The sequence below is a fragment of the Chelatococcus sp. HY11 genome (assembly GCF_018398335.1).
GTDB lineage: Bacteria > Pseudomonadota > Alphaproteobacteria > Rhizobiales > Beijerinckiaceae > Chelatococcus.
In genome coordinates this window covers 1,467,736-1,491,926 of sequence record NZ_JAHBRX010000001.1, presented here as the reverse complement: position 1 = coordinate 1,491,926, position 24,191 = coordinate 1,467,736, and the positions used below count along the sequence as shown (strand labels likewise).

The 24,191-nt window shown below is 62.7% G+C and carries 22 protein-coding genes; 12 read left to right on the top strand and 10 right to left on the bottom strand.

What is annotated here, in order from left to right; translation table 11 throughout:
- Positions 1-2 precede the first annotated feature (2 nt).
- The gene (gene fabF / locus KIO74_RS07015) at positions 3-1,271 is read left to right on the top strand and encodes a beta-ketoacyl-ACP synthase II (RefSeq protein ID WP_213331332.1); all 1,269 of its coding nucleotides are present in this window, start codon (positions 3-5) and stop codon (positions 1,269-1,271) included.
- A 179-nt stretch (positions 1,272-1,450) separates the two neighbouring features.
- Here fabF and KIO74_RS07010 read toward each other — a convergent pair whose 3' ends face one another.
- From KIO74_RS07010 to KIO74_RS07000, 3 genes are read right to left on the bottom strand one after another with little or no spacing between them, the layout of a single operon-like run.
- Positions 1,451-2,341 (bottom strand): N-acetylneuraminate lyase, encoded by an 891-nt coding sequence (locus KIO74_RS07010; protein ID WP_291979113.1) that lies wholly within the window; start codon positions 2,339-2,341, stop codon positions 1,451-1,453.
- A gap of 40 nt (positions 2,342-2,381) precedes the next feature.
- Entirely contained in the window at positions 2,382-3,095 is a 714-nt protein-coding gene (gene nanR / locus KIO74_RS07005; protein WP_213331330.1) for a transcriptional regulator NanR, read from the bottom strand.
- Positions 3,096-3,102: 7 nt separating this feature from the next.
- Positions 3,103-3,915 carry an SDR family NAD(P)-dependent oxidoreductase gene (locus tag KIO74_RS07000; protein WP_213331329.1) on the bottom strand — a complete coding sequence of 271 codons (813 nt, stop codon included), beginning with the start codon at positions 3,913-3,915 and terminating at the stop codon, positions 3,103-3,105.
- 232 nt (positions 3,916-4,147) lie between these two features.
- On the opposite strand from KIO74_RS07000, the gene KIO74_RS06995 reads away from it, so the two are divergent.
- From KIO74_RS06995 to KIO74_RS06975, 5 genes are all read left to right on the top strand, one after another.
- Positions 4,148-5,044, top strand: a complete 897-nt coding sequence (locus tag KIO74_RS06995) for an ABC transporter permease (protein WP_213331328.1) — start codon at positions 4,148-4,150, stop codon at positions 5,042-5,044.
- A 108-nt stretch (positions 5,045-5,152) separates the two neighbouring features.
- A complete protein-coding gene (locus KIO74_RS06990; RefSeq protein WP_213331327.1) occupies positions 5,153-6,145 on the top strand; it encodes an ABC transporter substrate-binding protein in 993 nt (330 codons plus the stop codon).
- Positions 6,142-7,050: an ABC transporter ATP-binding protein gene (locus tag KIO74_RS06985; protein WP_249730883.1), complete on the top strand. Its 909-nt coding sequence runs from the start codon at positions 6,142-6,144 to the stop codon at positions 7,048-7,050. The genes KIO74_RS06990 and KIO74_RS06985 overlap by 4 nt, the downstream gene beginning before the upstream one ends.
- Positions 7,051-7,062: 12 nt before the next feature.
- Positions 7,063-7,983, top strand: a complete 921-nt coding sequence (locus KIO74_RS06980; protein WP_213331326.1) for a dihydrodipicolinate synthase family protein — start codon at positions 7,063-7,065, stop codon at positions 7,981-7,983.
- On the top strand, positions 7,983-9,179 hold the full coding sequence (locus KIO74_RS06975; RefSeq protein WP_213331325.1) for an enolase C-terminal domain-like protein: 1,197 nt from the start codon (positions 7,983-7,985) through the stop codon (positions 9,177-9,179). Before KIO74_RS06980 ends, KIO74_RS06975 begins: the two co-directional genes overlap by 1 nt.
- A 24-nt stretch (positions 9,180-9,203) precedes the next feature.
- Here the strand turns inward: KIO74_RS06975 and KIO74_RS06970 are convergent, their stop codons facing one another.
- Positions 9,204-10,112: an MBL fold metallo-hydrolase gene (locus KIO74_RS06970; protein WP_213331324.1), complete on the bottom strand. Its 909-nt coding sequence runs from the start codon at positions 10,110-10,112 to the stop codon at positions 9,204-9,206.
- Positions 10,113-10,397: 285 nt separating this feature from the next.
- Positions 10,398-11,162 (bottom strand): IclR family transcriptional regulator, encoded by a 765-nt coding sequence (locus KIO74_RS32420; protein WP_213331323.1) that lies wholly within the window; start codon positions 11,160-11,162, stop codon positions 10,398-10,400.
- A 513-nt stretch (positions 11,163-11,675) separates the two neighbouring features.
- On the opposite strand from KIO74_RS32420, the gene KIO74_RS06960 reads away from it, so the two are divergent.
- The 6 genes from KIO74_RS06960 to KIO74_RS06935 are packed head-to-tail and all read left to right on the top strand — an operon-like array spanning position 11,676 to position 18,829.
- Entirely contained in the window at positions 11,676-12,533 is an 858-nt protein-coding gene (locus KIO74_RS06960; protein ID WP_213331322.1) for an ABC transporter permease, read from the top strand.
- Entirely contained in the window at positions 12,530-13,786 is a 1,257-nt protein-coding gene (locus tag KIO74_RS06955; RefSeq protein ID WP_213331321.1) for an amidohydrolase family protein, read from the top strand. The genes KIO74_RS06960 and KIO74_RS06955 overlap by 4 nt, the downstream gene beginning before the upstream one ends.
- A gap of 26 nt (positions 13,787-13,812) precedes the next feature.
- Complete coding sequence (locus tag KIO74_RS06950; protein ID WP_213331320.1) at positions 13,813-15,036, top strand: pyridoxal-phosphate dependent enzyme; 1,224 nt, start codon at positions 13,813-13,815, stop codon at positions 15,034-15,036.
- A 37-nt stretch (positions 15,037-15,073) separates the two neighbouring features.
- A complete protein-coding gene (locus KIO74_RS06945; RefSeq protein WP_213331319.1) occupies positions 15,074-16,645 on the top strand; it encodes an ABC transporter substrate-binding protein in 1,572 nt (523 codons plus the stop codon).
- 20 nt (positions 16,646-16,665) lie between these two features.
- Positions 16,666-17,610 carry an ABC transporter permease gene (locus tag KIO74_RS06940; RefSeq protein ID WP_213331318.1) on the top strand — a complete coding sequence of 315 codons (945 nt, stop codon included), beginning with the start codon at positions 16,666-16,668 and terminating at the stop codon, positions 17,608-17,610.
- Positions 17,603-18,829 (top strand): amidohydrolase family protein, encoded by a 1,227-nt coding sequence (locus tag KIO74_RS06935; protein ID WP_213331317.1) that lies wholly within the window; start codon positions 17,603-17,605, stop codon positions 18,827-18,829. The genes KIO74_RS06940 and KIO74_RS06935 overlap by 8 nt, the downstream gene beginning before the upstream one ends.
- Positions 18,830-19,167: 338 nt before the next feature.
- Here the strand turns inward: KIO74_RS06935 and KIO74_RS06930 are convergent, their stop codons facing one another.
- The 5 genes from KIO74_RS06930 to ureA all read right to left on the bottom strand — a co-directional run bounded on the left by KIO74_RS06930 (position 19,168) and on the right by ureA (position 24,175).
- Complete coding sequence (locus KIO74_RS06930; protein ID WP_213331316.1) at positions 19,168-20,613, bottom strand: GntP family permease; 1,446 nt, start codon at positions 20,611-20,613, stop codon at positions 19,168-19,170.
- Positions 20,614-20,702: 89 nt separating this feature from the next.
- On the bottom strand, positions 20,703-21,764 hold the full coding sequence (locus KIO74_RS06925) for an urea transporter (protein ID WP_213331315.1): 1,062 nt from the start codon (positions 21,762-21,764) through the stop codon (positions 20,703-20,705).
- Between the two features lie 82 nt (positions 21,765-21,846).
- Complete coding sequence (gene ureC / locus KIO74_RS06920; RefSeq protein WP_213331314.1) at positions 21,847-23,550, bottom strand: urease subunit alpha; 1,704 nt, start codon at positions 23,548-23,550, stop codon at positions 21,847-21,849.
- A 1-nt stretch (position 23,551) separates the two neighbouring features.
- Positions 23,552-23,863, bottom strand: coding sequence for an urease subunit beta (locus tag KIO74_RS06915; RefSeq protein ID WP_213331313.1), 312 nt, complete (start codon positions 23,861-23,863; stop codon positions 23,552-23,554).
- A gap of 9 nt (positions 23,864-23,872) precedes the next feature.
- Positions 23,873-24,175, bottom strand: a complete 303-nt coding sequence (ureA, locus tag KIO74_RS06910) for an urease subunit gamma (RefSeq protein WP_213331312.1) — start codon at positions 24,173-24,175, stop codon at positions 23,873-23,875.
- Positions 24,176-24,191 lie beyond the last annotated feature (16 nt).

Sequence of the window (24,191 nt, the reverse complement as noted above, 5' to 3'; positions counted from 1 at the left end):
CCATGCAGGAACCTATTGTCGTAACTGGACTAGGCGCGGTGTCTCCCCTCGGCGCTGGCGTTGCAGCGAACTGGAAGCGGCTTATCGCCGGGCAGAGTGGGATCAGGGCGAATACCCGCTTCCCGACAGAGGGGTGGAAATGCACGATTGCGGGTCTCGTGCCGAACCGGGAGGAGGACCCCGAGGGTTTTGATCCCGAAGCATCGATGGATGCTCGGGATCTGCGCAGAACCGATCTGTTCATCCACTACGCAATGGCGGCGGCTGAGGAGGCTCTGGATCAGGCGGGCTGGCATCCCGACGGCGCCGAGGAGAAGTTGCGCACCGCTACGGTCGTTGGGACCGGGGTTGGCGGCGTCCCCGCGATCACGGGCGCCACGGAAACCATCCGGACCGCGGGGGTCCGCCGCCTTTCGCCCTTCGTGGTGCCGTCGTTTCTGCCGAATCTCGCTGCCGGGCAAATTTCCATCCGCTTCGGTTTCAATGGGCCCGCCGGTGCGCCTGTCACGGCTTGCGCTGCCTCGGCGCAGGCTATCGGAGATGCCTTGCGGATGATCCGCGCGGGCGAGGCCGACATTGCTTTATGCGGTGGTACGGAGGGTTGCGTCGATCCCGTTGCCATTGGTGGCTTTACGGCGGCCAAGGCGCTTTCGTTCAACTTCAACGACGCGCCGCATCGGGCTTCTCGTCCTTTCGATGTCGATCACGATGGCTTTGTCCTCTCCGAGGGCGCAGCCATGCTGGTCATCGAACGGCTCAGCCACGCGGAACGGCGCGGCGCCCGTCCGCTCGCGACATTGTCCGGCTACGGCACGACGACCGACGCCCATCACGTCACCGCTGGATGGCCGGACGGTCGAGAGGCCGCTCGCGCGATGCGGATAGCGCTGACAATGGCCGGTGTTGACGTGGAGGCTATCGGTTACGTCAATGCCCATGCCACTTCGACCCCGGTTGGTGACGCGGCGGAACTGGCGGCACTCGAGGCCGTCTTTGGCGCCAGCAGAAGAAAAGTACCTGTCGGATCGACGAAGTCGGCGACGGGACATATGCTGGGAGCCGCCGGCGCTATAGAGGCGGTCTTCTCGGTTCTGGCCATTCAGAACCAGATGCTCCCGCCGAGCCTCAATATCGACCAGCCGATGCCTGAAGCCGAGGGTTTCAACCTGCTGCGCGATGGCGCGCGTCCGGCTACAGTCGATCACGTGTTGTCAAACGCCTTCGGCTTTGGAGGGGTCAATGCCGCGCTCGTCTTTAGCCGGTACGATTAAGACTTTATTTTTCCAAATATCTATGACGGACAAGCAATCGTAGTCACAGGATAACTCGCGCGATCGCGGTACTCGCCGTTCAGCGCGCAGATGGTTGGTGCCTTCCGCGCGTGACCAAGTCGGGGTTCCCGGTTCGTGGCCGGGAACAATGTCAGCCGTGCGAGGCAAGCCGGGTCTTATCAGTCGCTCAGATACTCGGCGACACAGGCCTCGAGCTTCTGCCAGTCTTTGGCCTCAAGCCGGCGGAATGGCGCACGGCATTCGCCGCAGTCGAAGCCCTGGAGTTTCAGGAAGCCCTTGGTGGCCGGAAACACGCCGACGTCGATCAGCACTTCGATGACCCGATTGGCGCGTTTCTGGAGGGCAAGCGCATAGGTCATGCGACCTTCGTGGAAAGCCCTGTACAGCGCCACGAAAAGATGGCCCATGAAATTGTAGGTGGTTCCGATGGCCCCATCGGCGCCCATGGCCAGGCCGCCGAGACACATCTCATCGTAGCCGTTGTAGATCACCGCGTCAGGACGATGCGTCTTGAAGCGTTCCAGCTGGAAGAAATCCTGCGACGTATGCTTGATACCGATGACGCGGGGATCATCGAGCAGCTGCAGGATCTCGTTCGGCCCGAGCTTGCCCGTGCGACCGCCGAAATTATAGACGATGACGGGAAGAGGGGTCGCTGCCGCCAGTGCCTTGTAATGCGCGATCAACTCGGCGGCGGAGAAGTCATAATAGAATGGCGGGATAGCCGAAACCGCGTCAAACCCGGCATCGGCCGCCGACCGGGCGATACTGAGCGTATCCTCTGTGGCGATGGTGCCGACATGGGCGATCAGCGTGCCGCGCCCACGCGCCGCGCGGGCGACGCCGGCGATCAGGCGCCCCCGCTCCTCCGGAGACTGCAGGAAGGCCTCGCCCGTGCTGCCTCCCACATAAAAGCCCGCCACGCCCTGGTCGAGTTCATAGTCGATGAGGCCGGCGATGATATCTTCGTTCAGGTTGAAATCCGCGCGATAGGGCGTAACGAGTGCCGATAAGATGCCACCGAACTTCTGGGCCGGGGACTGGGTCACGGATAATCTCCTTGGATGATGTTTGCCCGGGCCATGAGGCTCAGTTGCGGGCGTAGCGGTTGTAGGCTTCCTCGAGATGCTGGCGCATGGCTTCCGCGGCCGCGTTGGCATCGCGCACGGCAATGGCGTCGAACACCGCGAGATGCCCGGCATAGCTCATGCGATTGTTGGTCTCGGGATCATCGAGCGGCGGGCGCTGCCCGATGATCCATTCGACAGCGGCATCGTGCATGGCGACGAAAACGGGGTTGGCGGGCATCTCAGCCAGCACCCGGTGGAACGCGGCATCAGTCAGCGCGAACTGCCGCTCATTGCCGATCTCCGCCTCGTTGCGCTTCAATGCGTCGCGCAACACGGCAATTTGCTGGTCGGTTGCGTTGGCGCAGGCGTAGCGGACCAGGCCCATCTCCAGGAAAAGACGTACCTGCTCGAAATGCCGGACGGCTCCAGCCTGTTCGAGCCAGTGACGGACCGTGCTGTCAAGCTCCCGCAGCACCTGCCTGGCCGTGGGCTCCGTCACGCGCGGGCGCTCGCCCGTGGCTAGCCGTACGAGGCCGATGCGTTGCAACGCATAAAGCGCCTCGCGGATCGAGGGACGGCCAACGCCGAAGAGCGTCATCAGCTCGCGCTCGGATGGAAGTGGCGATCCCGGCGGGAATGTGCCATCGCGGATAGCCGCTTCAAGCCGCTGCACGACCTCGTCCGACAGCTTGCGCCGCGCGATGGGGCCGAGCTTTTGATCCGATTCGCTCATACCGCGCCTATTTCCACAGCGTGAAACCACCATCGACGAGAATGTCCTGCCCCGTCACATAGCTCGACGCGGGCGATGCCAGAAAAAGGATCGCGCCCTTGAGGTCGACGCCGTCGCGGCCCATGCGGCCGAGGGCGGTGAGATGCGAATAGTCTTTGACGAAGCCGCGCGGCATGTCGGGCCGTTCGAAGCCTCCAGGCGATATCGCATTGACGGTTATGCCCATTGGCGCGAGATAGGCCGCAAGATCACGTGTCAGGCCGAGAATGCCTGCCTTTGCGGCGGCGTAGTCCACCGGCTGGCCCGCGAGGCCGTTGCGGTCGTAAATCGAGCGGTCTCTTCCGACATAAGCCGCGATGGAAGCAATCGAAATGATCCGGCCTGAACCCTGATGAGCCATCAGGCGTCCGGCCTCCCGGCAGCAATAGATCGCACCTGTCAAATTTGTGCGGATGAGAGCGTCGATGTCTGCGGGATCCCGCTCAAACAGACGGGCAACGCTGCCCCCCGAACCCCCACCGCTGTTGTTCACCAGGATATCGAGCTGCCCACCCGACCAGTCCGCGACGGCTGCCACCGCATCGCGCACAGGCTCAAAGCGACTCTGGTCGAGAGCGATGCCGAAGGTTCGGACCCCGTAGCGATCGGCGATTTCAACGGCCGAGCGGCGCGCCTTTTCACCGTCACGGGACGTCACGGCAACCGAACAGCCAGCGGCGGCCAGAATATCAGCCGCATCGCGCCCAAGCTTACTCGCTCCACCCGATACCAAGGCGAACTTGCCGCTCAAATCGAACAACTGCGCCACGTCCTGATGCAACGTTTCGCCCTTTCCGCTTGCGTTTCCCGAGCCTCGGACCGTGTTCTCCCGGCCCTCTTGTAAAGTTCGTTCAGTCTGCCCTTGACACCATCATGCCGTCAAGGTGTTATACCAAAACCAAGAGAAAAGATCTGGAAAGATCGTAAGGAGCGCACGACGACCATGCGAAGCGGCAGGCCCGACCGGGCTTGGTCGCGGCGCGCATGGCGCGGCATCCGACAGGGAAGGGCGCATGACAGGGCAATCCGCAGGACAGGTGTCTCCATCCTCATCCGTTGAGACGAGCGCGCGCGTTGACGCCGCGCAGGGCGCTGCCGTTCAGCAGGCCGCTCCACCCAAGCCCAATGCGCTGATGGCTTTTCTCAAGCGGCGCAAGCTCGTGCTGATGACGTTGATGATCATCCTGATCGCCTGGGAACTCGCGCCGCGCCTGCTCTCGATTCCCGATTACCTGCTGCCGCCGCCATCGCAGGTTTTCACCGCCTTCCTCGGCCAATGGCAGCGGACCCTGGCGGCAACCTGGATCACGACCTCCGTGATGCTAGGTGGTTACGTCATCGCCATCGTCGTATCGATCCCGCTGGCGCTCGCGATCGTCTCCTCGCGCATTGTCGAGGATACCGTCGAGCCGATCATGCTGGTCTTCCAGGTCATTCCGAAGATCGCCATCGCGCCGCTCTTCATTGTGTGGTTCGGTTTCGGCTACACGCCAAAGACCATGCTGGTGTTCCTGCTCGCCTTCTTCCCTATCACGCTGAGTGCTGTCGCCGGCTTCCGCGCTGTTGATCCGGACATCATGGATCTCGCGCGCTCGACCGGCACATCCACCTGGACGATGTTTCGCAAGATCAAGCTGCCGCAGGCGTTGCCGCAGATCTTCACCGGTCTCAAAGTCGGTGTCGCTCTGGCCTCGACCGGCGCCGTCGTTGCCGAATTCATCGCGTCGGATCGGGGGCTTGGCTATCTCCTGCTCGAATGGCGTGGTGAACTCGACACGCCGATGGTCTTCGCCGGCGTCTTCGTCATCAGCCTCGTCGGCATCATCGTCTACTATCTCGTCGAGGCGGTGGAGCGCTTCACCATCCCGTGGCACGTCTCGCAGCGTGATCCCGTCCCGGTCAACGCCTGACACGTCCGATGACGGGGCAGTGATGCCGTATGCAAAGAATAAGACGCCTGTCTGATGGCGCTCCTGGCAATATAGATCGCAAAGAAAAGCACCCGAGAGGAAACGACCATGTCATCGGAAAAAGTATCAAAACGGATCGCAGCTTTCGCGGCCATCGCCGCCGGTTTGATGGTTGCGACATCATCCGCCCAGGCCGCGGACCAGGTCAGCCTGCGTCTGAATACGATCCTCAACGGCTGGCACTGCCCATGGCACATGGCCCGCGACAAGGGGTGGTTCAAGGAAGCAGGCATCGAGATCAAGGAGATTGGCGAGGGGCGTGGCTCGGCTGATACGGCGCAGCTCGTCGCGGCCGGGACGGATACCTTCGGCTTGGTGGATCCGGCCGTCGTGATCGCCGGCGTGGCGCGTGGCCTTCCGGTGAAATCGGTCTACAGCCTCATCAACAAGAGTTTGCTGGCGGTCGTGTCGCCAGCGGACAAGCCCATCAAGTCGGTCGCCGACCTCAAGGGCAAGCAGTATGTAACGCTCGCCGGCTCGGGCGCCCTTCAGATGTTCCAGGCGGTGCTGGCCGCCAACAACCTGAAGCCGGACGACGTCAAGATCCTGACCGTCGATCCGGCGGCGCAGTATGCGACGCTGATGAGCGGGCAGGTCGACGCCATCCTGATCGGTCTCGACGGTGTTCCGGATCTTGAAGCCCGTGGCTTCAAATATCACGCGGTCACCTATCCCGAGCTCGGCGTGAACACCATCTCGTCCTCCGTCGCCACGAAGTCCGACCTGGTCGAGAGCAACCCTGATCTGGTCAAGCGCTTCATCGCGGTGACCCAGCGTGCCTGGGACCACGCGATCAAGAACCCCGATGACGTCGTCAAGGCGTGCCTCGCCGTCAAGCCGACGAGTTCGGAGGCCGCCTTCCGCAAGCAGCTCACGGACGTGATCGGGGCGCTGCGCTCTGAGAACAACAAGGACAAACCGCTTGGCTTCGGCGCCGAGAAGGACTGGCAGATGACGCTGCAGGTGCAGAAGGATTATCGGGGCATCAAGACCGACAAGCCTCTGACGGCCTTCTATACAAACGAGTTCGTTCCCCAATGAGCAATGTCGCGATCTTCGAGCGCAAGGGCGCCGACACCAACGCACGTCACGGGATAGCGGAGCGCGGAATGACAGCAGCGGCAACGCTCGCCTCAAATACGCAGGACGCCGGCATCGTCGTCAAAGGCGTCTCGAAGATTTTCGACAGTGAGGGGCGCCGCGTCGAGGCGCTCCTCGATATCGACCTCGAGATAGCCAGGGGTGAGTTCGTCTCGATCGTCGGCCCCTCGGGCTGTGGCAAGAGCACCCTTTTGCGGCTGATCGCGGGCCTGATGCCGACATCGGGCGGCCAGATCTCGGTGGCGGGCAAGCCCGTCAACCAGCCCATTACCGATGTCGGCATCGTTTTCCAGAAGCCGGTTCTTCTGGAATGGCGCAGCGTCATCGACAACCTGCTCCTGCAGCCGGAGCTGCGCGGGCTCGATCCGGCGGCCTATCGCGACCGTGCCATCGATCTACTGGCCGCTGTCGGCCTCAACGGCTTCGAGGATGTCTATCCGCGCCAGTTGTCCGGCGGCATGCAGCAGCGCGCCTCAATCGCGCGGGCGCTGATACACGACCCCTCCCTTCTTCTGATGGACGAGCCTCTGGGAGCTCTTGACGCGTTGACGCGCGAACAGGTGCGCGTCGATCTGGAAGAGCTGTGGCTGGCCACCGGCAAGACGGTGCTGTTCATCACCCACTCGATCGATGAAGCGGTGCTGCTCTCGGATCGCGTCGTCATCATGTCGCCGCGCCCCGGGCGGATCGATCGGGTCATCGACATCGACATTCCCCGGCCACGCGGGCTTGAGGGGCGCAATTCCAACGTGTTCAAGGAAGCTGAGGAGGAAATCACGCGCATCTTCCTCGAGCGTGGCGTTCTGAAGCGCGGCAGGCCCTTCGCCGCCATCCGCAAGCCGTGACGGAGATAAGCGATGGTGACGCCGCTGCGCGGCAACTGGGCGACCCTGCTGCTGCCGATCTCCGATGACGACAGCATCGATTTCAGCCGTCTCAGGGCCGAGATTGATGTGCTGATCGATGCGCAGGTCGACGGCATCTACTCCAATGGCACGGCGGGTGAGTTCCACAACCAGACGGAAGCGGAATACGATCGCGTCCAGGAGACGCTGGCGACCGCATGCATGGCTGCCGGCATGCCCTTCGTTGTCGGCGCCTGTCACTCCGACCCGATGGTGAGCCGTCAGCGCGTCGCCCGGGCCGTTTCGCTCGAGCCGCGCGCCATCCAGGTGATCCTGCCGGACTGGTGGCCGCTGACCGACGCGGAGGCTGTCGACTATCTCGCGCTCATCGCCGAGGAGGCGAGGGGGGTGCCGCTGGTGCTCTACAATCCACCGCATGCCAAGCGCGTCCTGACACCGCCCGAATTGCGGTGGGTGCTGTCGCGGGCGCCAACGGTCGAGGCGGTCAAGCTCGGCGACGGCGATGCCGCCTGGTACGCGAGCGCGCGCGAGCATCTCGGGGGCATCTCCCTGTTCGTGCCGGGGCATCATCTGGCGACCGGCATGCGCGAGGGCGTGGCGGCGGGCGCGTTCTCCAACGTCGCCTGCCTCAATCCGCGCGGCGCGCAACGCTGGACCGACCTGATGGCGACCGATATCGCCTCCTGTCTCGATCTCGAGGCACGCCTGCAAGTGTTCATCGACACCCACGTCTGGCCGTTCCGCCGTGACCATGGCTACTCCAACGCCGCGCTGGACAAACTGCTGGCGGACATCGGCGATTGGGCGCCTGTCGGCACGCGGTTGCGCCGTCCCTATCGTTTCATCGATGCCGGCGAGGCGCGGCGTCTGCGCCCCATCGCCCGGCAGGCCGTGCCGGAGCTTTTCATCTGATGCCGATCATTACCGCTGTCCGCCCTGTCCTCTTGAGCGCGCCCTATGCGGATGCGGACAATCTCGAGCGCCGCCGGCACCTGACATCGGGCTACCGGACGGTTGGCATGGTGGAGATAACCTTCGCTGATGGCTCAACGGGGCTCGGCGAGGGGTATCTCGCGGTCTTCGCCCCGCATGTTTTCGCCGAGATCGTCAAGCTTCTGGCGCCGACAGTGGTCGGGCGGGAAGGGGATGCCATCAGCGCGCGCCTGATCGATCTCAGTCGAATGACGGACTATTGGAGCCTGACGGGCGCGGCGCGCCACGTTCTCTCAGCTTTCGAGATCGCGCTCGTGGATGCCAAGGCCAAGCGCCTTGGAGTGCCGGCCGTGGAGCTGTTCGGCGGGCGGACCGTCGAGCGTATCGCGCTCTACGGCAGTGGCGGCGATTCGACCGGTCCGGCTGCCATGCTGGCCGAAATTGATCTGCTGGCGTCGAAGGGCATCAGGCTGTTCAAGATCCGCGCGCGGCGCGACGAGGTCGACAAGGCTGTCTGGACCCTGGATCGGGCCGGCGAGGCCGGTATCGCGGTCGCCATCGACATGACGCAGAACCTCGCCAATCCGGCTCAGACCGCGAGCGACGTCATCGCATTCGTCGAGGCCGTCCACGGGCGGACCACGCGCCGCATCACTTTCCTCGAAGAAGCGCTGGGGCCGGCCGACCTCGGCTCCTATCGGCTTCTGCGGGGGCGGCTCGCCACGAAAATCGCGGGTGGCGAAATTGCGACCACACCCGACGAACTATGCCGGCGCGTGGCCGATGGCCTCTACGACATTGTTCAGCCCGACGCGACGGTGTTGGGAGGCATTGGCGCAACCATGGATGTCTTTGCCGCGGCGCGACGGGCGGGCGTCGAGACCGTCGTGCACAACTGGGGCGGCGCCGTATGCCTCGGCGCCAACTACACAGCGGCTTTCGCCGGCGGCGCGCGCCTTGCCGAATGGCCTATGCCCGGCTTTGCCCTGCGCGATGTCTTGACGGTCGCGGCACAGCCGATCATCGGCGGCTATCTCGCGCCGCCATCGGCGCCGGGGCTGGGCGTGGCGCTGACGCCTGAGATCGAGGCGGCTTACACCTTCCGTGACGATGCGGTCTATGACTGCCTGGGTACTTCTGCGGCGATCGATCCGACGGTGTGGCGACCCGGCTGAACGGCTGGACCGCCCCGCCGACCTTCACGCCGACACGGGAATTGCGTTGAAGCCATCGGCGAGCTTTTCCAACCGGGCCAGTCCCGGGAAGGGATAGTGAAAGCCCTGCACTCGTGTACCTGCGGCCGCCAATTCCGTGTAGATCCTGAGCCGTGTCGCGACGGCCATCTCGCCGTCATAATCGAAGGCGGCCTGCCAGTGCGGGTGACGCGCGAACAGCGCGGGAAGATTGGTGACATCCGACTGGATAAACACCGTTTCTCCGCCGAACTTCGCCCGGAACGAGGTGTGACCCGGCGTGTGGCCGGGCGTGCCGACGGCCGTGATGCCGGGCGCCGCCTCCTTGTCCCAGGCGTAATGCGTAACCTGACGATTCAACTGGTCAAACACGCGTCTCGCGTTGGCGAAGGCAGCCTTGGCGCGGTCGTTCGGCGCGGCGGCCATGCGTGCGTCGTCCATCCAGAAGTCCCATTCCGCCTGGGGCACAAGGATTTCCGCGTTGGGAAAGGCGCGATGGCCGTCGCGTGTCAGCAGGCCGTTGATGTGGTCGCCATGGAAGTGGGAGATGATGACGGTATCGATCTCACGCCGGTCGATGCCGGCGGCGGTGAGATTGGTCTGAAACCAGCCGGATTTGCCGCCGCTTGCCTCGACATTCGCCTCACCGGTACCGGTGTCGATCACGATACGCCGTGATCCGTTCTCGATGACGATGGGCGTGAAGGTGATCGGCACGATATCGGGATCGCCGCCCGCCGCCGCCAGGGCAGCGCTGACATCGGCGCGCGATGCGTTGGGCACGAAGCCGTCCGCGAGCGGTATGGGATTACGGCCGTCGAATACGGCTACGATGGTTGCATCTCCAACCGCATAGCGATGGAAGGAGAAGGCTGGTGTCGCGGGAGTATCCGATGATTGCGTCGATCCGCTCATTATGGCCAACAGTCTCCCATTCACTCTGAAGAAAACAGCATACGCACCAGGTTATTCTAGTGAGCGCGGGCTGCAATGGCCATCGTTCGCGATGCCATTCCCAATCCGTTGATCGCGATACGCCCACCCTGTTCTTGCTTTCTCCCAAGCCAAGCATCGGGCTGCGCCTGGGGACGTGTTCGATTGCGGGATGCCCCGGTCTCAGGCGGATGCATATGAAGATAGTGTTTCCCATGTGGGGGCGTCCGCCGCCAATGTGGGGGCATCGACAGGAGCAGCCGTTGCCTATCTTGGGAGCCCGTGCAGCGACTGGGAGACTTTGTCCGCGCTTTGCCTGAGGTGCTGGAGCAGTTCCTGCTTGCGTCTGCCGGGAGTATTGGCCGGCACCATGAAGCAAATTGTGGCAACAGGTATCCGCATGTGGTCGAAGACCGCGGAAGCAAGGCATGTGGTATAGGGATCCGAAAGTCCTGTCGTCTCCATGACATTGCCGGCGCTGGCCTTGCGCACTTCCCGGATGAACTGGGTAGGGTCGATAACAGCGCCGTTCGGCAGGACGTAGTCTTCGGGGGGGATGAGGTCCCGGATCTCGTCGTCACTCATGCCGCCCATCAGAAGCCTCCCCGACGCCGTCCAGGGAATGGGAACGAGAACGCCTACTTCCGAGCTTATGCGGAAGAGGCTGGCGCCCGGATGCATGAAGGCAACGGTATATTTTGCGGAGACGAGCATGCAGAGCTGCGTCGTCTCTCCGGTCTCACGCGACAATCTGATCACTTCGTCGCGTCCGAGCCGCACCAGCGGCTGGGACGCGAGATAGGCATCGCCGTAGAGATAGACCGCGCGGCCGAAGAAGACGTTGTTTTCCTGGTCGAGCTGCAGGATCTCCGCCTCCGCGAGCCGGCCGACGATGCTGTAAATGGATGATCGCGGCGCGTTCAGAGCCCGCGCGAGATCACCAATCCCGACCGGGCTTCGCTTGCGGTTCAAATATTCCAGAATATCGATCGTTCGGCCAATGCCGGTTGATCGCTGTGTTTCATCGCTCACAGTAGTCCCCCGGGCGAAGATCACGACATGCCGTGAAGCTCGCCCTCAGCCTTGCAAACACGGGTGCATCCCTCTATTGTGTCTATAATACGGACAGATTGTCCTATATACAAGACAGAGTGGAGGTTTATCGGCTCTTGTTCTTCGTTGCGGCGCGGGTTGCCACTTGGCACAAAGCACGCACCAGCGTCCGGGCATGCAATGGTATGGCAACGCAAGTCGCTGGTTGGGGCCGAAGAAGCAAGGCGGTATCGATAGTGGGCGGTGCGCATTCGTAGTGGAAGCGGAGCATTGCATGGTAACACTGGCGCAAGAAAGTCTTGCCTAGCGTGGCCTTGATCATTGCGCGCGGAAAACACCGCGATTGGGCGTACCAAACGAAATGAAAGGCCTGGGTCGAACCGGCTCCGCGTAGTCATGCCTGTCTCAAGGTAAGTCTACGTCAACAAAAGGCTGGAGATCCGAGCGCTGGGATGCGTATAACGGCCCGCTGAGGCCGTTGGAGGCAGATCCATGGTCGTGGCGGAAAGCGCAGATCAGATCGTAAAGAGGCGGCGCTTTCCTCGCCTTAATCTTCCGCTGCTGACCGGTGGCGTCCTGTTCGCTGTCATTATTCTGCTTTTGCTTGGCCTACCGATCGTCGTTCCCCTCGATCCCGAGGCGCTCGACTATGCGATGATCCTGACCGGGCCATCCGCCGCGCATTGGCTCGGTACGGACGCGTTGGGCCGCGATCTTCTGGCGCGTATCGTCTTCGGTGGCCATAACAGCCTCGCCATTGGTGCTTTGGTGATGCTCGTTACGGCTGTGGTTGGCACGGTCATCGGTCTCATCGCCGGTACGATCCGCAGGCTTGATGGCCTCTTGATGCGCTCGATGGACGTGCTGATGGCGTTTCCGGCACTGCTCCTCGCGCTGGCCATTCTCGCGGCTTTCGGCAATACGGCGCTGAATGTCGTGCTCGCCCTGTCGCTCGTCTATATCCCGCGCACGGCCCGGATCGTACGCGGCGAAGCGCTCGTTCTGCGCAAGCAGACCTACGTGGAGGCTGCCGAGGCGATCGGTGTGTCGCGTCCGCGCGTTTTGCTCGTGCATATCTTGCCAGGGATCCTGCCGGCGCTGATGGTGCAGGAAACGTTCCTCTTCGCCTATGCCATTCTCGGCGAGGCCGGGCTGAGCTTTGTCGGCCTTGGCCTGCAGCCGCCCGAGCCGAGCTGGGGCAACATCCTGGGCGAGGCGAGATCGAGCTTTCAGCACGCGTCCTGGCTGATTTTCTACCCCGGTCTTGCCCTCGGCCTCACGGTTCTCTCGCTCAATCTCCTCGGCGATGGGCTCGGCCAGGCGATCGATCCGAAAAGGAGGCAGCGATGACGGACGCCCTGCTTATTCGTTCGGCTGCGGCTTTTCTTGATGAGCAAGGCGGGGTCGTGCCCGGGCAGGACATCCTCGTTACTAACGGCGTGATCACTGCGGTCGGCCCTCGCGAAGAGATGGCGTCACGCCCTGCCGCCAAAGGTGCGAAAGTTCTAGATCTCGGCAGCCTCCTCGTCTTTCCGGGCTTGATGAATAGCCATGTTCATTTCGCCTTCAACGGCACCGACAATGTGCGGGAGGTCTATCTGGCGGAAACGCCGGAAGAGCGTGTTGCGCGGGCGCTGGACAACGCCTGCGTCATGGCGTTGAGCGGTGTCACCACGGCGCGCGACTGCGGCTCCGATATCCCGGTGATGCAGGCGATGCTGGCCGCCGCGGACGAGGGGGAGGCGGTGCTTCCCAATCTTCTGATGTGCGGCCCGCCGATTACCGCCATATGTGGACATCTCCACTATATGGGCGGTGAGGCGACGACCAGCGACGAGGTGAGGGCCCTCGTGCGTCAGACCCGCGCCGCCGGCGCTCGCAGCGCTAAGGTCATGGCGACCGGCGGCCAGATGACACCGGGCACCCTGCCTGAAGTCGCGGCCTTTGAGCTGGCTGAGCTCACCGCGCTGGTCGAGGAGGCGCGGAGCCTCGACATGTCGACGGTCTCCCATTGCCTGTCGTCCGAAGGCACGATCCGGAGCGCCCGCGCCGGCTTCGACAGCATCGAGCATTGCGCCTTCTTCGAGCGCACGGGCGAGGGCTGGCTGGAGCGCGTCTATCGCCAGGATGTCACGGACGCGATCCGCGCCAGCGGCTCGGCCGTGATGATGGGGCTCGCAGCCAGCACGAAGGCCCTGGAAGGGGTGCGCGCGACTGGCGAGGGCACGCCCCATGAGCATTTCCGTCTCGCGCAGGAGCGGCGGATGATGAGGATCTTCAAGCAGATGGCGGATCAGGGCATCCCGATGATCTGCGGCACCGATGCCGGCACGGCCGCGACGCCCTTCGATGAGACATGGCGAGAGATCGTCATGATGGTCGAGGCGGGCCTGACACCGCTGCAGGCCATCCGCAACGCCACGACCATCGTGGCCCGCGCCATGCGGATCGACCACGAGGCCGGCGCGATCCGCGCTGGGCTGCGCGCCGACCTTATCGCCCTCGCTGATAATCCTCTCGAGAATCCCGCGGCGTTCCGCACCCCCGCATGGGTGATGGTGCGCGGCCGCGAAATCCTGTCGTCCCCAATGACCTCTCCCTGACACATGTCCTACGAATGGCTATCCCAATGACCGACGATAACAACCGCGCATGGCTGACCAATGTGAAGACGGGTGTGCGATACCCCATCGGTCCGACCTTGCGCGCGCCGGACGATGGCGGTGAGCTGAGCGTGACCTTCGACCTCGAGGGGGCGGCTGAGGCGTTTGGCGCGCGCTGGAAGACGGCAGGTTCGATGTGGGAGCGCTTCGGCGCGGTGCTGACGCCCTTCGACCCATCGCATGTGGTCAGCATCGGCGAGGGCAACACCCCGCTCGTCCGCTCAGAACGCTTCGCCCGCGAGCTGGGGCTGAAGAACTTGTTCTTCAAGCTGGAAGGATCGAACCCGACCGGTTCGTTCAAGGACCGCCAGATGTCGGTCGCGATCAGCATGGGCCGCTCCTGGGGGCGGCACCGCTACGCCACGGTATCCTCGGGCAATGTCGGCAACGCGCTGTCTGCCTATTGTGCCAAGGCGGGCTATGACGCCATCGTTCTGGTGGCCGAGGACACGGCGGACGGGAAGCGCGACCAGATCAGCGTCTATGGTGCCCAGCTCTATCTTGTCCCCGCGCCAACGCCAGGCCATGTCCGCCGCTACTGGCAGCTCTATGCCGATCTCGGCGCCTTTTGCGCAGCCCGTGACATCGTCCCCATGATCTCGGCGCGACCGGTCAATCCGTTCATGGTCGAGGGCACGAAGACCATTGCATTCGAGATCGCGGCGAGCCTCGGCCAGGTGCCTGATGTGATGTACTGTTGCGTCGGAGGCGGCGGGCTGCTCGGTGGGGTCTATAAGGGTTTCCAGGAGCTCGTCGGCCTTTCGCAGGCAAAGTCCATTCCGGTCATCCATGGCGGGCAACGGATCGATCGCAATTTCGCGCCGATCGACAAGTTGCATCAGGAGCCGTATGCCTTGGGCGACTACTATCTGCCGCTTGATGGCGACTGGGCCGACGGAGCGATCCGGGCGACCGGCGGCACGCTGACGCCTTTGGGTGCCGACGCGATCGCCGAGGCGCAGACCTGGCTCGCGACAAAGGAAGGCGTCTTCGCCGAGCCGCAGGGCGCCTATGCGGCGGCGGCGTTGATAGCGGCGGCTCGTCGGGGCGAGATCGATCCCGAGGCGACCATCACCTGCGTCATTACCGGAATTGGCCTCAAGGACATGGGCGCAGCAAGGCGCTTTGCCGAATTTGCGCCCCAGCGAGCGCCCATCAGGGCCACAGGATTGGACGATCTGACGATTTGAGCTGCCACGGCTCATGAAACAAGAGAGGGGAACTCACATGAAGAACATGCCTGTCTCAGCATTGCTTGGCTGTCTGCTGCTCGCCGGTGCTTCGCCTGTCGCCTATGCGGCCTGCGAGGTTCAGGGCGGAAAGATTCAGGCCGCGATGACGACAAACGCGTCGACCATGGATGCCATTCTTTCGACGACTAACGCCAGCCGCCAGGTGGCGATCTACTTATTTGAATCTCTTGTTACCTACGACGATAACTATCAGGTCATCCCGCAGCTCGCCGAGAAGTGGGTTCGCAGTGATGACGGTCTGACCTATACTTTCACGCTGCGCGATGGAATCAAATTCCACAATGGAAAGACGATGACCGCCGACGACGTGACGGCGTCCATTCAGCGGTTCCTCAAGATCTCGCCTGGCGCGGGGCGCTTCAAGAACCTGCAATCCGTTGAGACCGTCGATCCGAAGACGGTCAAATTCACCCTGAAAGCGGATTTCCCATTCCTGAGCAACCTCGCCATTCCGTCGCCGACGGTGGCGATCTACCCTTCGGAAATCGTTGCCAAATATGGCGACAAGGAAGTGACGGGGGCCGATATCATCGGCACCGGTCCCTACAAGCTCAATCGCTGGCAACCTGACGTCAGCATCAGCATGACCAAATTCACCGATTACATCACGGACCCACGCTTCAAGGGGCCGACAGGGTTCGGCGGTGCGCGGACCGCTTGCGCGGATGAGGTGAACTTCCTGCCGGTGCCGGAGGAAGCAGCGCGCGTGGCTGGACTGCAGACCGGCGATTTCGACTTCGCCGAGGCGATCTCCATTACCGCTGTTCCCCAGCTTGAGGGTGACAAGGCAGTTAAGGTGGAAATCGTCAAGCCACGCTGGGCGATCCTCCTTGAACTCGATCACAAGGACCCATGGATCGCCAAGAAGCCTTTCCGCAAGGCGCTTGAAGCGGCGGTCAACCCGGAGCAGATCCTGCAGGCCGCCTCTTTCGGTCGCAAGGACTACTACCGCGTCCAGCCGAGCATCTTCTTCCCGGAACAGAAGCAATGGTATTCGCAAGCCGGAGCGCAGACCTATAACGCTCCGAACGCTGATGCGGTGAAGAAACTTCTCGCAGAGGCCGGATATAACGGCGAGCCGATCGTTTTTATTACAAACCAGAACTACAGCTGGATGTTCAAGGCGAGCCAAGCGCTCGCGGCGCAATGGCAAAAGGCGGGCATCAACGTGAAACTTGAGCTCATGGACTGGCCCTCTCAGATCAAGCGAGCGCAGGAGAAGGCGGATTGGGCGATCAACCAGACCGGCTGGTCACCACGGCTCGATCCGTTCCAGACTCTGTCATCGCTGCAATGCGGCACGGTGTCCGCCTTCGGCTATTGTAACCAGGAAATGGAAGGCGCGCTCTCCAAGGTCAATTCGGGCTTGGCTGATGACCAGCGCAAAAAAGCCTGGGAGGACGTGCAGCGGATCGTCTGGGATGATCTGCCCATCATCCGCATTGGCGATTATTTCGAGCCGGAAGGCACCCGCGCCACCTTAAAGGGATACGTTCCCTTCTACGTCACGCCGCGCTTCTGGGATGTATCCCAGACCAAGAAATAACCGGGCCGGCGGTACCTGCCATGTTCAACATGATCGTGCGCCGACTGATCCTCTTCATCCCGATGTGGATCGCCGTCAGCGTCCTCTCCTTCGTGATCGTGCATGCCACCCCCGGCGATCCCGCCGCCGGGTTCGTCGGGCAGGATACGGGCGCGGAGGGGTTGGCCATCGCGCGCGCGAGGCTTGGCCTCGATCGCCCTTATGTTGAACAGCTCAGCCTGTGGGTCGCCGGTTCTTTGACCGGCGATCTCGGCAATTCGTACTTCCTTGGCCGCTCCGTGGCCGATGCCATCATCGAGCGGTTGCCCGTCACCTTCAGTCTCGGTCTCCTTGCCCTTCTGGTCGCGATCGTCGTCGGTGTTCCCTTAGGCGTCATCGCCGCCTTGTCGCCGAACAGCTGGAAGGATGCCTCGACCATCGGCGTGTCGCTGACATTCCTGAGCGTCCCGGAATTCGTCGTCGGCATGCTGCTGATTTATCTGCTCGGCGTCGAATGGCGCCTCTTCCCAATCGGTCGTTATGAGCCGCTGAGTGACGGGCTGCTGCCGTGGCTCCATCACCTGGCCCTGCCGGCGCTCGCGCTCGGACTGTCGCAATCGGCGCTTCTCGCCCGCATGACACGCGCCAGCCTGTTGCAGGTTCTGGAGGCTGACTTCATCCGCACGGCCCGCGCCAAGGGCCTTCCGGAACGGGTGGTGATCGGCAAGCATGCCTTCCGTAACGCGATCATTACCATAATCACCATCATCGGCTTGTCCCTGGCACTGCTGCTGAGTGGCGCCTTCATCACCGAGACGCTGTTCCAGCTCCCCGGCATCGGCAGCCTGGGTGTGCAGGCCGTGCTGCGGCGCGACTATCCCGTGATCCAGGGCCTGCTCCTCGTCGCTTCGTCCTTCGTGCTCATCGTTAATATGCTGGTCGATGTCGTCTACCGGCTCCTCAACCCCATGATCGACAATGACTGACAGTTTCTGGATCCGCGCCGACCATCTCTGGAGCGACCACGAGGGCCGGTTCACGCCCGGCCTGCTGCGCATCGAAGGCGGCCGTATCACCGCGCGCGCAGAAGCGCCGGATACACCGCCAGCAGGCGCCCGCGTGATCGATATGGGACGGCGCTATGTGCTGCCCGGTCTGATCAACACCCATGTGCATCTCGAATTCAGCGCGTCCGCAAAGCCGCTCGACGAATTCTACGCTGAAAACGATGAGGAGCGGCTGATGCGGGCCATGGGCAATGCCCATCGCATGCTCCTGAGTGGGGTGACGACCATCCGTGACTGCGGCTCCAGCTGGTCGATGCTCGCCCTGGCGCGCCGGCCCGATCTCGCGCCCGTGCCGCTGCCAACGATCCTGTGCTCCGGCCCGCCCATGACGGTTCCCGCGGGTCATCTGCATTTCATGCACGGGATCGTCGAAAGCGACGCCGAAATCCTCGCGCATATCGACCGCATCGAGGCCGATGGCGGGCGCAGCGTGAAGGTGATGGCGAGTGGTGGCGCTATGACACCCGGGTCTGATCCCGTGCAGACGGTCTTTTCGCAAGACAAGCTCGACCTCATTGCGAGCGAGGCGCGGCGCCGCAAGCTGCCGAGCGTCTCGCATGTGCTGTCGACAGAGAGTATCAAGCGTTCAGCTCAGGCGCATATGGATAGCCTCGAACATTGTGCGTTCTATGAACGCGACGCCGACGGCATGATGGTTCGCCGTTATGATTCCGATGTCGCCGCCGTTGTGCGTGACAGCGGCTCCGCGATGATGGCCAATCTCTCCACCGCCACCCGCTCACTCGATGCCGTTCGTTCGCGCGGCGCGGCCACGGTGCAGGAAGCCCACGCGTTACGCCAGTTCGATGTGATGGTGGAGAATTTTGGCAGGTTCGTCACGCTTGGCGTGCCAATGGTCTGCGGCAACGATGCCGGTGTCCGTGACACGCCTTTCGAGGATACCTGGATGGAGATCTCCTGGCTCCAGCGCGGCGGGCTCTCGGCTGTCCAGTCCATTCGGGCCGCGACCTCACAGGCCGCGAAAACGCTTCTGATCGATCAGGAGGTCGGACAGCTCGAAGCCTCCCTGTCCGCCGATTTGATAGCTCTCGAGACCAATCCCCTCGATGACAGCGAGGCCTTTCGTGAAGTCATTTTTGTTATGAAAGCCGGTAAAGTGATTGCTGACAGAATATGACCGCGTCGGTAGCGCTCCAGTAGCCCGTTAATGGTCGCGGATGCCCGGTGACCTCTTCCCGCACCGCATTAGCGTCATTGCGCAACCGAAGGCCCGGCGTCTTCGGAGGGGACGACAGGGACCGCCTGTTGCGCCACAACGGAAAACGGCCGTTCCTCACGAGGGGCTTCCGGCGGCGTGAGGGCGCGCGACAAGTCCGTGGCGCGGCCGATCGGGCGCTCCACCATGCGAAGAGGCAGGGCCGCGACAGTCTGGCAGCAAGTGCTCAGCCAGCCTTGGCCGAGAAATAAAACCGAGGCTGGCGGTGAATTGTCCGGTATCTGGTCCCGGCCGGCTTTCTAGAAGGAGCCGACAAACGTTCCCAGAAAGAGGATGGCAATGAGCGAGATGACCACGCCGACTATCACGGTCATGATCATGTCTTTATAGCTTTCAGCGTGCGTCAACTTGCTGATTTGCAGGAGCATCAGCACGGTGCCGTTGTGAGGGAGCGCATCCAATGTTCCGGCGCTGATGACTGTGATGCGGTGCATCAGCGCGGGATCGATGCCATAGGTGTTCGCCAGGCTGAGGAAATGAGCGCCAAGCGCGTTCAGCGCGATCGCCGAGCCTCCGGAAGCCGTCCCCGTCAAGGCCGCGAGCGTATTCATCGCGACCGTGAGCGAGATCAGCGGGCCGCCTGGGATCGAGAGAACGGCATCCCGAACCTGGGCGAAGGCCGGAAGCGCCGCGATGATCGCCCCGAAACCGACCAGGCTGGCGATCATGAGCATCGGCAGGGCCGCGGAATTCGCCCCGGCATCGAGGCTTGCCATGAGATTGGGCATCCGCCGGAAGTTCACGAGAATGACGGTCAGATTTGCCGCGGCGAGAGCGAGCATCACCGACCAGACACCGCCAACTGCGTTGAAGGTCGTCCCTCCCCAAGCTGGTTCTGAAAGAAACGAGAAATCAAGCCGAGGGAGCACGACCAGTGCCATCAGAAAATTCACGACGATGACGACGACGAGCGGCAGCGCGGCCAGTGCGAAAGGCGGGTAGCTTTCAGCGCGCTCGCCGTGCTCGAGTTCGGCCGTGTCGAAATCGCCTGTCGCCGTGGCCTGATCGCGAAGTTTCTGGTCGATCGGCGAGGGAACCTCGGCCTTCGCCCCGAAACCTTCGCCGGCGAGCCTCGCCGCAGTCTCCTGGCGGGCAAGCCACCATAGTCCGAAAGCCAGAGTGATCGCCGACGCGATAATGCCAATACCAGGAGCTGCGAAGGTCGTCGTCCCGAAATAGGGCATCGGGATCGCGTTGTTGACCGAAGGCGTTCCCGGCAGTGCCGTCATTGTGAAGGTAAACGCGCCCAGACCGATGGTGGCGGGCATGAGCCGCCGGGGAATATCGGCTGCCTCGAACATGCGCTGCGCCATCGGAACGAGAACGAAGAACGCGACGAAAACGCTGACACCACCGTATGTGACGATGGCCGACGCAAGCACCACGGACAGGATCGTCCTCTTTGTTCCCAGACGCTCGGTGAGAAAATTGGCGATCGAGGCAATCGAGCCACTGTCGTCCATGAGCTTGCCGAAAAGCCCCCCCAACAGAAATATCGGGAACCACTGGGCGACAAAACGCGCGGCTCCCGGCATGAACGTCTGCGTCCAATGGGGAAGGAGCGGCTCGCCGGCGATCAACGCCGCAGCTAGCCCTGCTAACGGAGCAACCATCAGGACGCTCCACCCACGATAGGCAAGCCATATCAGCAAGGCTAATGCGACAAGGATCCCAATCAGTCCCACGGTCACCACTCCTTCGGAAGACTATCCAGTGCCGTGCGATTGGCACGATAAACGCGTGTTCAAGGGGTTCGGGTTCTCGCAGCCGGTCATCAGCCTGTTGTCGAACGGGCGATGCCGCGATTCGCGATCGGCGGCAGAAGCCGTCTCCTGTTATCCTCCGGCGTTGTCGCGGCTGAGGGCAGCACCGGGATCAGCGCCTTGAAGCCATTGGCTCCGATCAGCATCAGCCAGGTCACGAGAACGAAGGTGGACGTCAGCACCGGCATGCCGATGGGTTTGAGGAAGATCGCAACCGAAGCCCAGAGCCACGTCGTTACCACGATGCCGAAAAGCGTGTAGAGAGCGCTTTGCCAGGTGAGCACCAGGAAGAACCCGCCGAGGGCAATCGCCGTGAGGGCCGCGTTGTAGCCGAACAGACCGTCGCGGATCGCGCCTTCCGGTCCGCCGAACACGGCGGCCACCGCCGCCGCCAGAGCCGCCCCCAGAAGGGCCATGCCGGCGCTGATGCGGGAATTCACGGCAATGCCCAGGACAATGAGATATCCGGAAATCCAGTTGTCCTGAAAGAAGATCTGACCGATCGCGTTGCCTATGCCCATGTACCAGGTGGGCAGGACATAAGTGACGACAGGGGCGTACTGGTCCGGTGATACCGGCTTGGCGAGCGAGCCAGCTTCGATATTGGCGAATTTTAGGACCCCGAAGAGGAAAAGCCAGCCCACCAGCACGAACGGCATCGTCAGCGCGGCGACCTTATAGGGCTGGAGCAAGGCGCCGATCGTCGCGAAGGCGATGCTCGTCATGGCCGCCGCGAAAACGATGTAGATGAACATATGCACCGAGGGCACACTGCCGGTGCGGAAGTCGGCACTCGTGAAGGCGACCAGAGCCAGACCGACGAGCGCGCCATTGAAGCCGAACAGGCCATCGGCGATGAGCCCGTCATCCGCTCTCAACGCCCTGGCGGTCAAAGTCGCGACGATCGCCCCCAGAAGGCAAATCGCACCATAGATCCAGGAATTGAAGAAAAGCGCACCAAGGATGATCAGGCCGGTGATCGGGTTGTTCTGAAAAACAACCTGCCCGACGCCGCGTAGAACATGGTCACCGAAGGCGGTGATCGGATTGTTCTGAACCCGCTTCGTGTCCATCAAAGCCCCCTTCCGATGACCAGCGCGAGCAAATTGCGTTCCGTCGGCATGGCGCCAGCGCCATGCCGCGCAATCCCGTCAGTCAGAACAAGAAGTACCGTTGCGCCATGGGGAGCTGCTCCGCCGGTTCGCAGGTGATCAGCTCGCCGTCGATACGGACCTGATAGTTCTGCGGATCGACCTCGATCTTCGGTGTCAGCGCGTTGTGGATCATATCCTTCTTGCGGATGCCGCGCGTGCCCTTGACGGCTACGAGCTGTTTCTGCAGCTGAAGCTTGTCACCGATATTGTCGTCGAGCGCCGCCTGCGAGACGAAGGTCACGCCCGTCTTGCCGCGTGCGCGGCCGAGCACACCGTACATCGGACGGTAGTGCACCGGCTGCGGCGTCGAGATCGAGGCATTCGGATCGCCCATAGGGGCTGTGGCGATCATGCCGCCCATCAGCACCAGATGCGGCTTGACGCCGAAGAAGGCCGACTTCCAGAGCACGAGATCAGCGCGTTTGCCGACCTCGATCGAGCCGATCTCATGGGCGAAGCCATGGGTGATGGCCGGGTTGATCGTGTATTTGGCGACGTAGCGCTTGCAGCGGAAATTGTCGTTGCGCTCGCTGTCCTCGGGCAGGGGGCCGCGCTGCACCTTCATCTTGTGGGCGGTCTGCCAGCAGCGGAGCGTGGTCTCGCCGATGCGGCCCATGGCCTGCGAATCCGACGACATCATCGAGAAGGCGCCTAGGTCGTGGAGGATGTCCTCCGCCGCGATTGTCTCCTTGCGAATGCGCGATTCCGCGAAGGCAACGTCCTCCGGGATTTGCGGGCTCAGGTGGTGGCACACCATCAGCATGTCGAGATGCTCATCGATGGTGTTGATCGTGTAGGGCCGCGTCGGATTGGTCGAGGACGGCAGGATGTTCTCCTCACCGGCCGCCGTGATGATATCCGGGGCGTGCCCGCCGCCAGCGCCTTCCGTGTGGAACGAGTGGATGGCGCGTCCTTTCATGGCGGCGAAGGTGTCGGCGACGAAACCGCTCTCGTTCAGCGTGTCCGAATGCAGTGCCACCTGGACGTCCATCTCGTCGGCGACCGCCAAGCAATTGTCGATCGCCGCCGGCGTCGTGCCCCAGTCCTCGTGGAGCTTCAGCCCGATGGCGCCGGCGCGTACCTGCTCGCGCAACGGCTCCGGCAGACTAGCGTTACCTTTACCAAGCAGGCCGACGTTGATCGGCAATTCCTCGACCGCCTCGAGCATCCGGTGAATGTACCAGGGGCCGGGCGTCACCGTGGTCGCGAGCGTGCCGACAGAGGGACCGGTGCCGCCGCCGACCAGCGTGGTGGTGCCACTCGTCAGCGCTTCCTCGGCCTGCTGCGGTGCGATGAAGTGGATGTGGGTGTCGATGCCGCCCGGGGTCAGGATCTTGCCCTCGCCAGCAATCACATCCGTACCCGGACCGATGATGATGGTGATGCCCGGCTGAATGTCGGGATTGCCAGCCTTGCCAATGCCGATGATGCGGCCGTCCTTCACGCCGACATCGGCCTTCACGATGCCCCAGTGGTCGAGGATGATCACATTGGTAATGACGAGATCGGCGACCTCGGCCGCATTCCGCTGGCTTTGCCCCATGCCGTCGCGGATAACCTTGCCGCCGCCGAAGGTGACCTCGTCGCCATAGACCGTGTGGTCCTCTTCAATCTCGATCACAAGCTCGGTGTCGGCGAGGCGGATCCGGTCGCCCTTGGTCGGGCCGTAAAGTGATGCGTAGTTCTCGCGGGTGATACGCGCCATCTCAACCCCCCAGCTTTCCCATAACCTTGGCATTGAAGCCGTAGACGACCTGATCGCCGGCGAGTGCCACCAATTCGACCGTGCGCGCCTGCCCCGGCTCGAATCGAACTGCCGTTCCGGCTGGGATATTCAGACGAAAGCCGCGCGCCTTCTCGCGGTCGAAGTGCAGTGCCGTGTTCGTCTCGTAGAAATGGTAGTGCGAGCCGACCTGAATGGGTCGATCGCCCGAGTTCGCGACGTCGATGGACCGCGTCTCACGGTCGGCGTTGAGTTCGATGTCGCCATCCTCGATGAAGAATTCGCCCGGGATCATGGTGAAACCTCACGGAATAGGGCTGTGGACGGTGACGAGTTTGGTTCCGTCGGGAAAGGTGGCCTCGACCTGAACGTCGTGGATCATCTCCGGGACGCCTTCCATGACATCGTCGCGGGTCAACAAGGTCGCGCCGAATGACATCAGTTCGGCGACGGTGCGGCCATCCCGCGCCCCTTCGAGGAGCGCCGCCGAAATATAGGCGACCGCTTCGGGATAGTTCAGCTTGAGCCCGCGTGCTTTCCTTCTTTCCGCCAGGAGCGCGGCGGTAAAGATGAGAAGCTTGTCCTTTTCACGTGGAAGAAGTTCCATGGCCTTCCCTCGCTTC

Bases quoted from the DNA above. Each gene is read 5' to 3' on its own strand.
- KIO74_RS06960 (WP_213331322.1), top strand. From the start codon at position 11,676: ATGGTCGTGGCGGAAAGCGCAGATCAGATCGTAAAGAGGCGGCGCTTT.
- KIO74_RS06955 (WP_213331321.1), top strand. From the start codon at position 12,530: ATGACGGACGCCCTGCTTATTCGTTCGGCTGCGGCTTTTCTTGATGAG.
- fabF (WP_213331332.1), top strand. From the start codon at position 3: ATGCAGGAACCTATTGTCGTAACTGGACTAGGCGCGGTGTCTCCCCTC.
- ureA (WP_213331312.1), bottom strand. From the start codon at position 24,175: ATGGAACTTCTTCCACGTGAAAAGGACAAGCTTCTCATCTTTACCGCC.
- KIO74_RS06975 (WP_213331325.1), top strand. From the start codon at position 7,983: ATGCCGATCATTACCGCTGTCCGCCCTGTCCTCTTGAGCGCGCCCTAT.
- nanR (WP_213331330.1), bottom strand. From the start codon at position 3,095: ATGAGCGAATCGGATCAAAAGCTCGGCCCCATCGCGCGGCGCAAGCTG.
- KIO74_RS06985 (WP_249730883.1), top strand. From the start codon at position 6,142: ATGAGCAATGTCGCGATCTTCGAGCGCAAGGGCGCCGACACCAACGCA.
- KIO74_RS06990 (WP_213331327.1), top strand. From the start codon at position 5,153: ATGTCATCGGAAAAAGTATCAAAACGGATCGCAGCTTTCGCGGCCATC.
- KIO74_RS06950 (WP_213331320.1), top strand. From the start codon at position 13,813: ATGACCGACGATAACAACCGCGCATGGCTGACCAATGTGAAGACGGGT.
- KIO74_RS06935 (WP_213331317.1), top strand. From the start codon at position 17,603: ATGACTGACAGTTTCTGGATCCGCGCCGACCATCTCTGGAGCGACCAC.
- KIO74_RS06915 (WP_213331313.1), bottom strand. From the start codon at position 23,863: ATGATCCCGGGCGAATTCTTCATCGAGGATGGCGACATCGAACTCAAC.
- KIO74_RS06995 (WP_213331328.1), top strand. From the start codon at position 4,148: ATGACAGGGCAATCCGCAGGACAGGTGTCTCCATCCTCATCCGTTGAG.
- KIO74_RS06980 (WP_213331326.1), top strand. From the start codon at position 7,063: ATGGTGACGCCGCTGCGCGGCAACTGGGCGACCCTGCTGCTGCCGATC.
- KIO74_RS06970 (WP_213331324.1), bottom strand. From the start codon at position 10,112: ATGAGCGGATCGACGCAATCATCGGATACTCCCGCGACACCAGCCTTC.
- KIO74_RS06925 (WP_213331315.1), bottom strand. From the start codon at position 21,764: ATGGACACGAAGCGGGTTCAGAACAATCCGATCACCGCCTTCGGTGAC.
- KIO74_RS06945 (WP_213331319.1), top strand. From the start codon at position 15,074: ATGAAGAACATGCCTGTCTCAGCATTGCTTGGCTGTCTGCTGCTCGCC.
- KIO74_RS06940 (WP_213331318.1), top strand. From the start codon at position 16,666: ATGTTCAACATGATCGTGCGCCGACTGATCCTCTTCATCCCGATGTGG.
- ureC (WP_213331314.1), bottom strand. From the start codon at position 23,550: ATGGCGCGTATCACCCGCGAGAACTACGCATCACTTTACGGCCCGACC.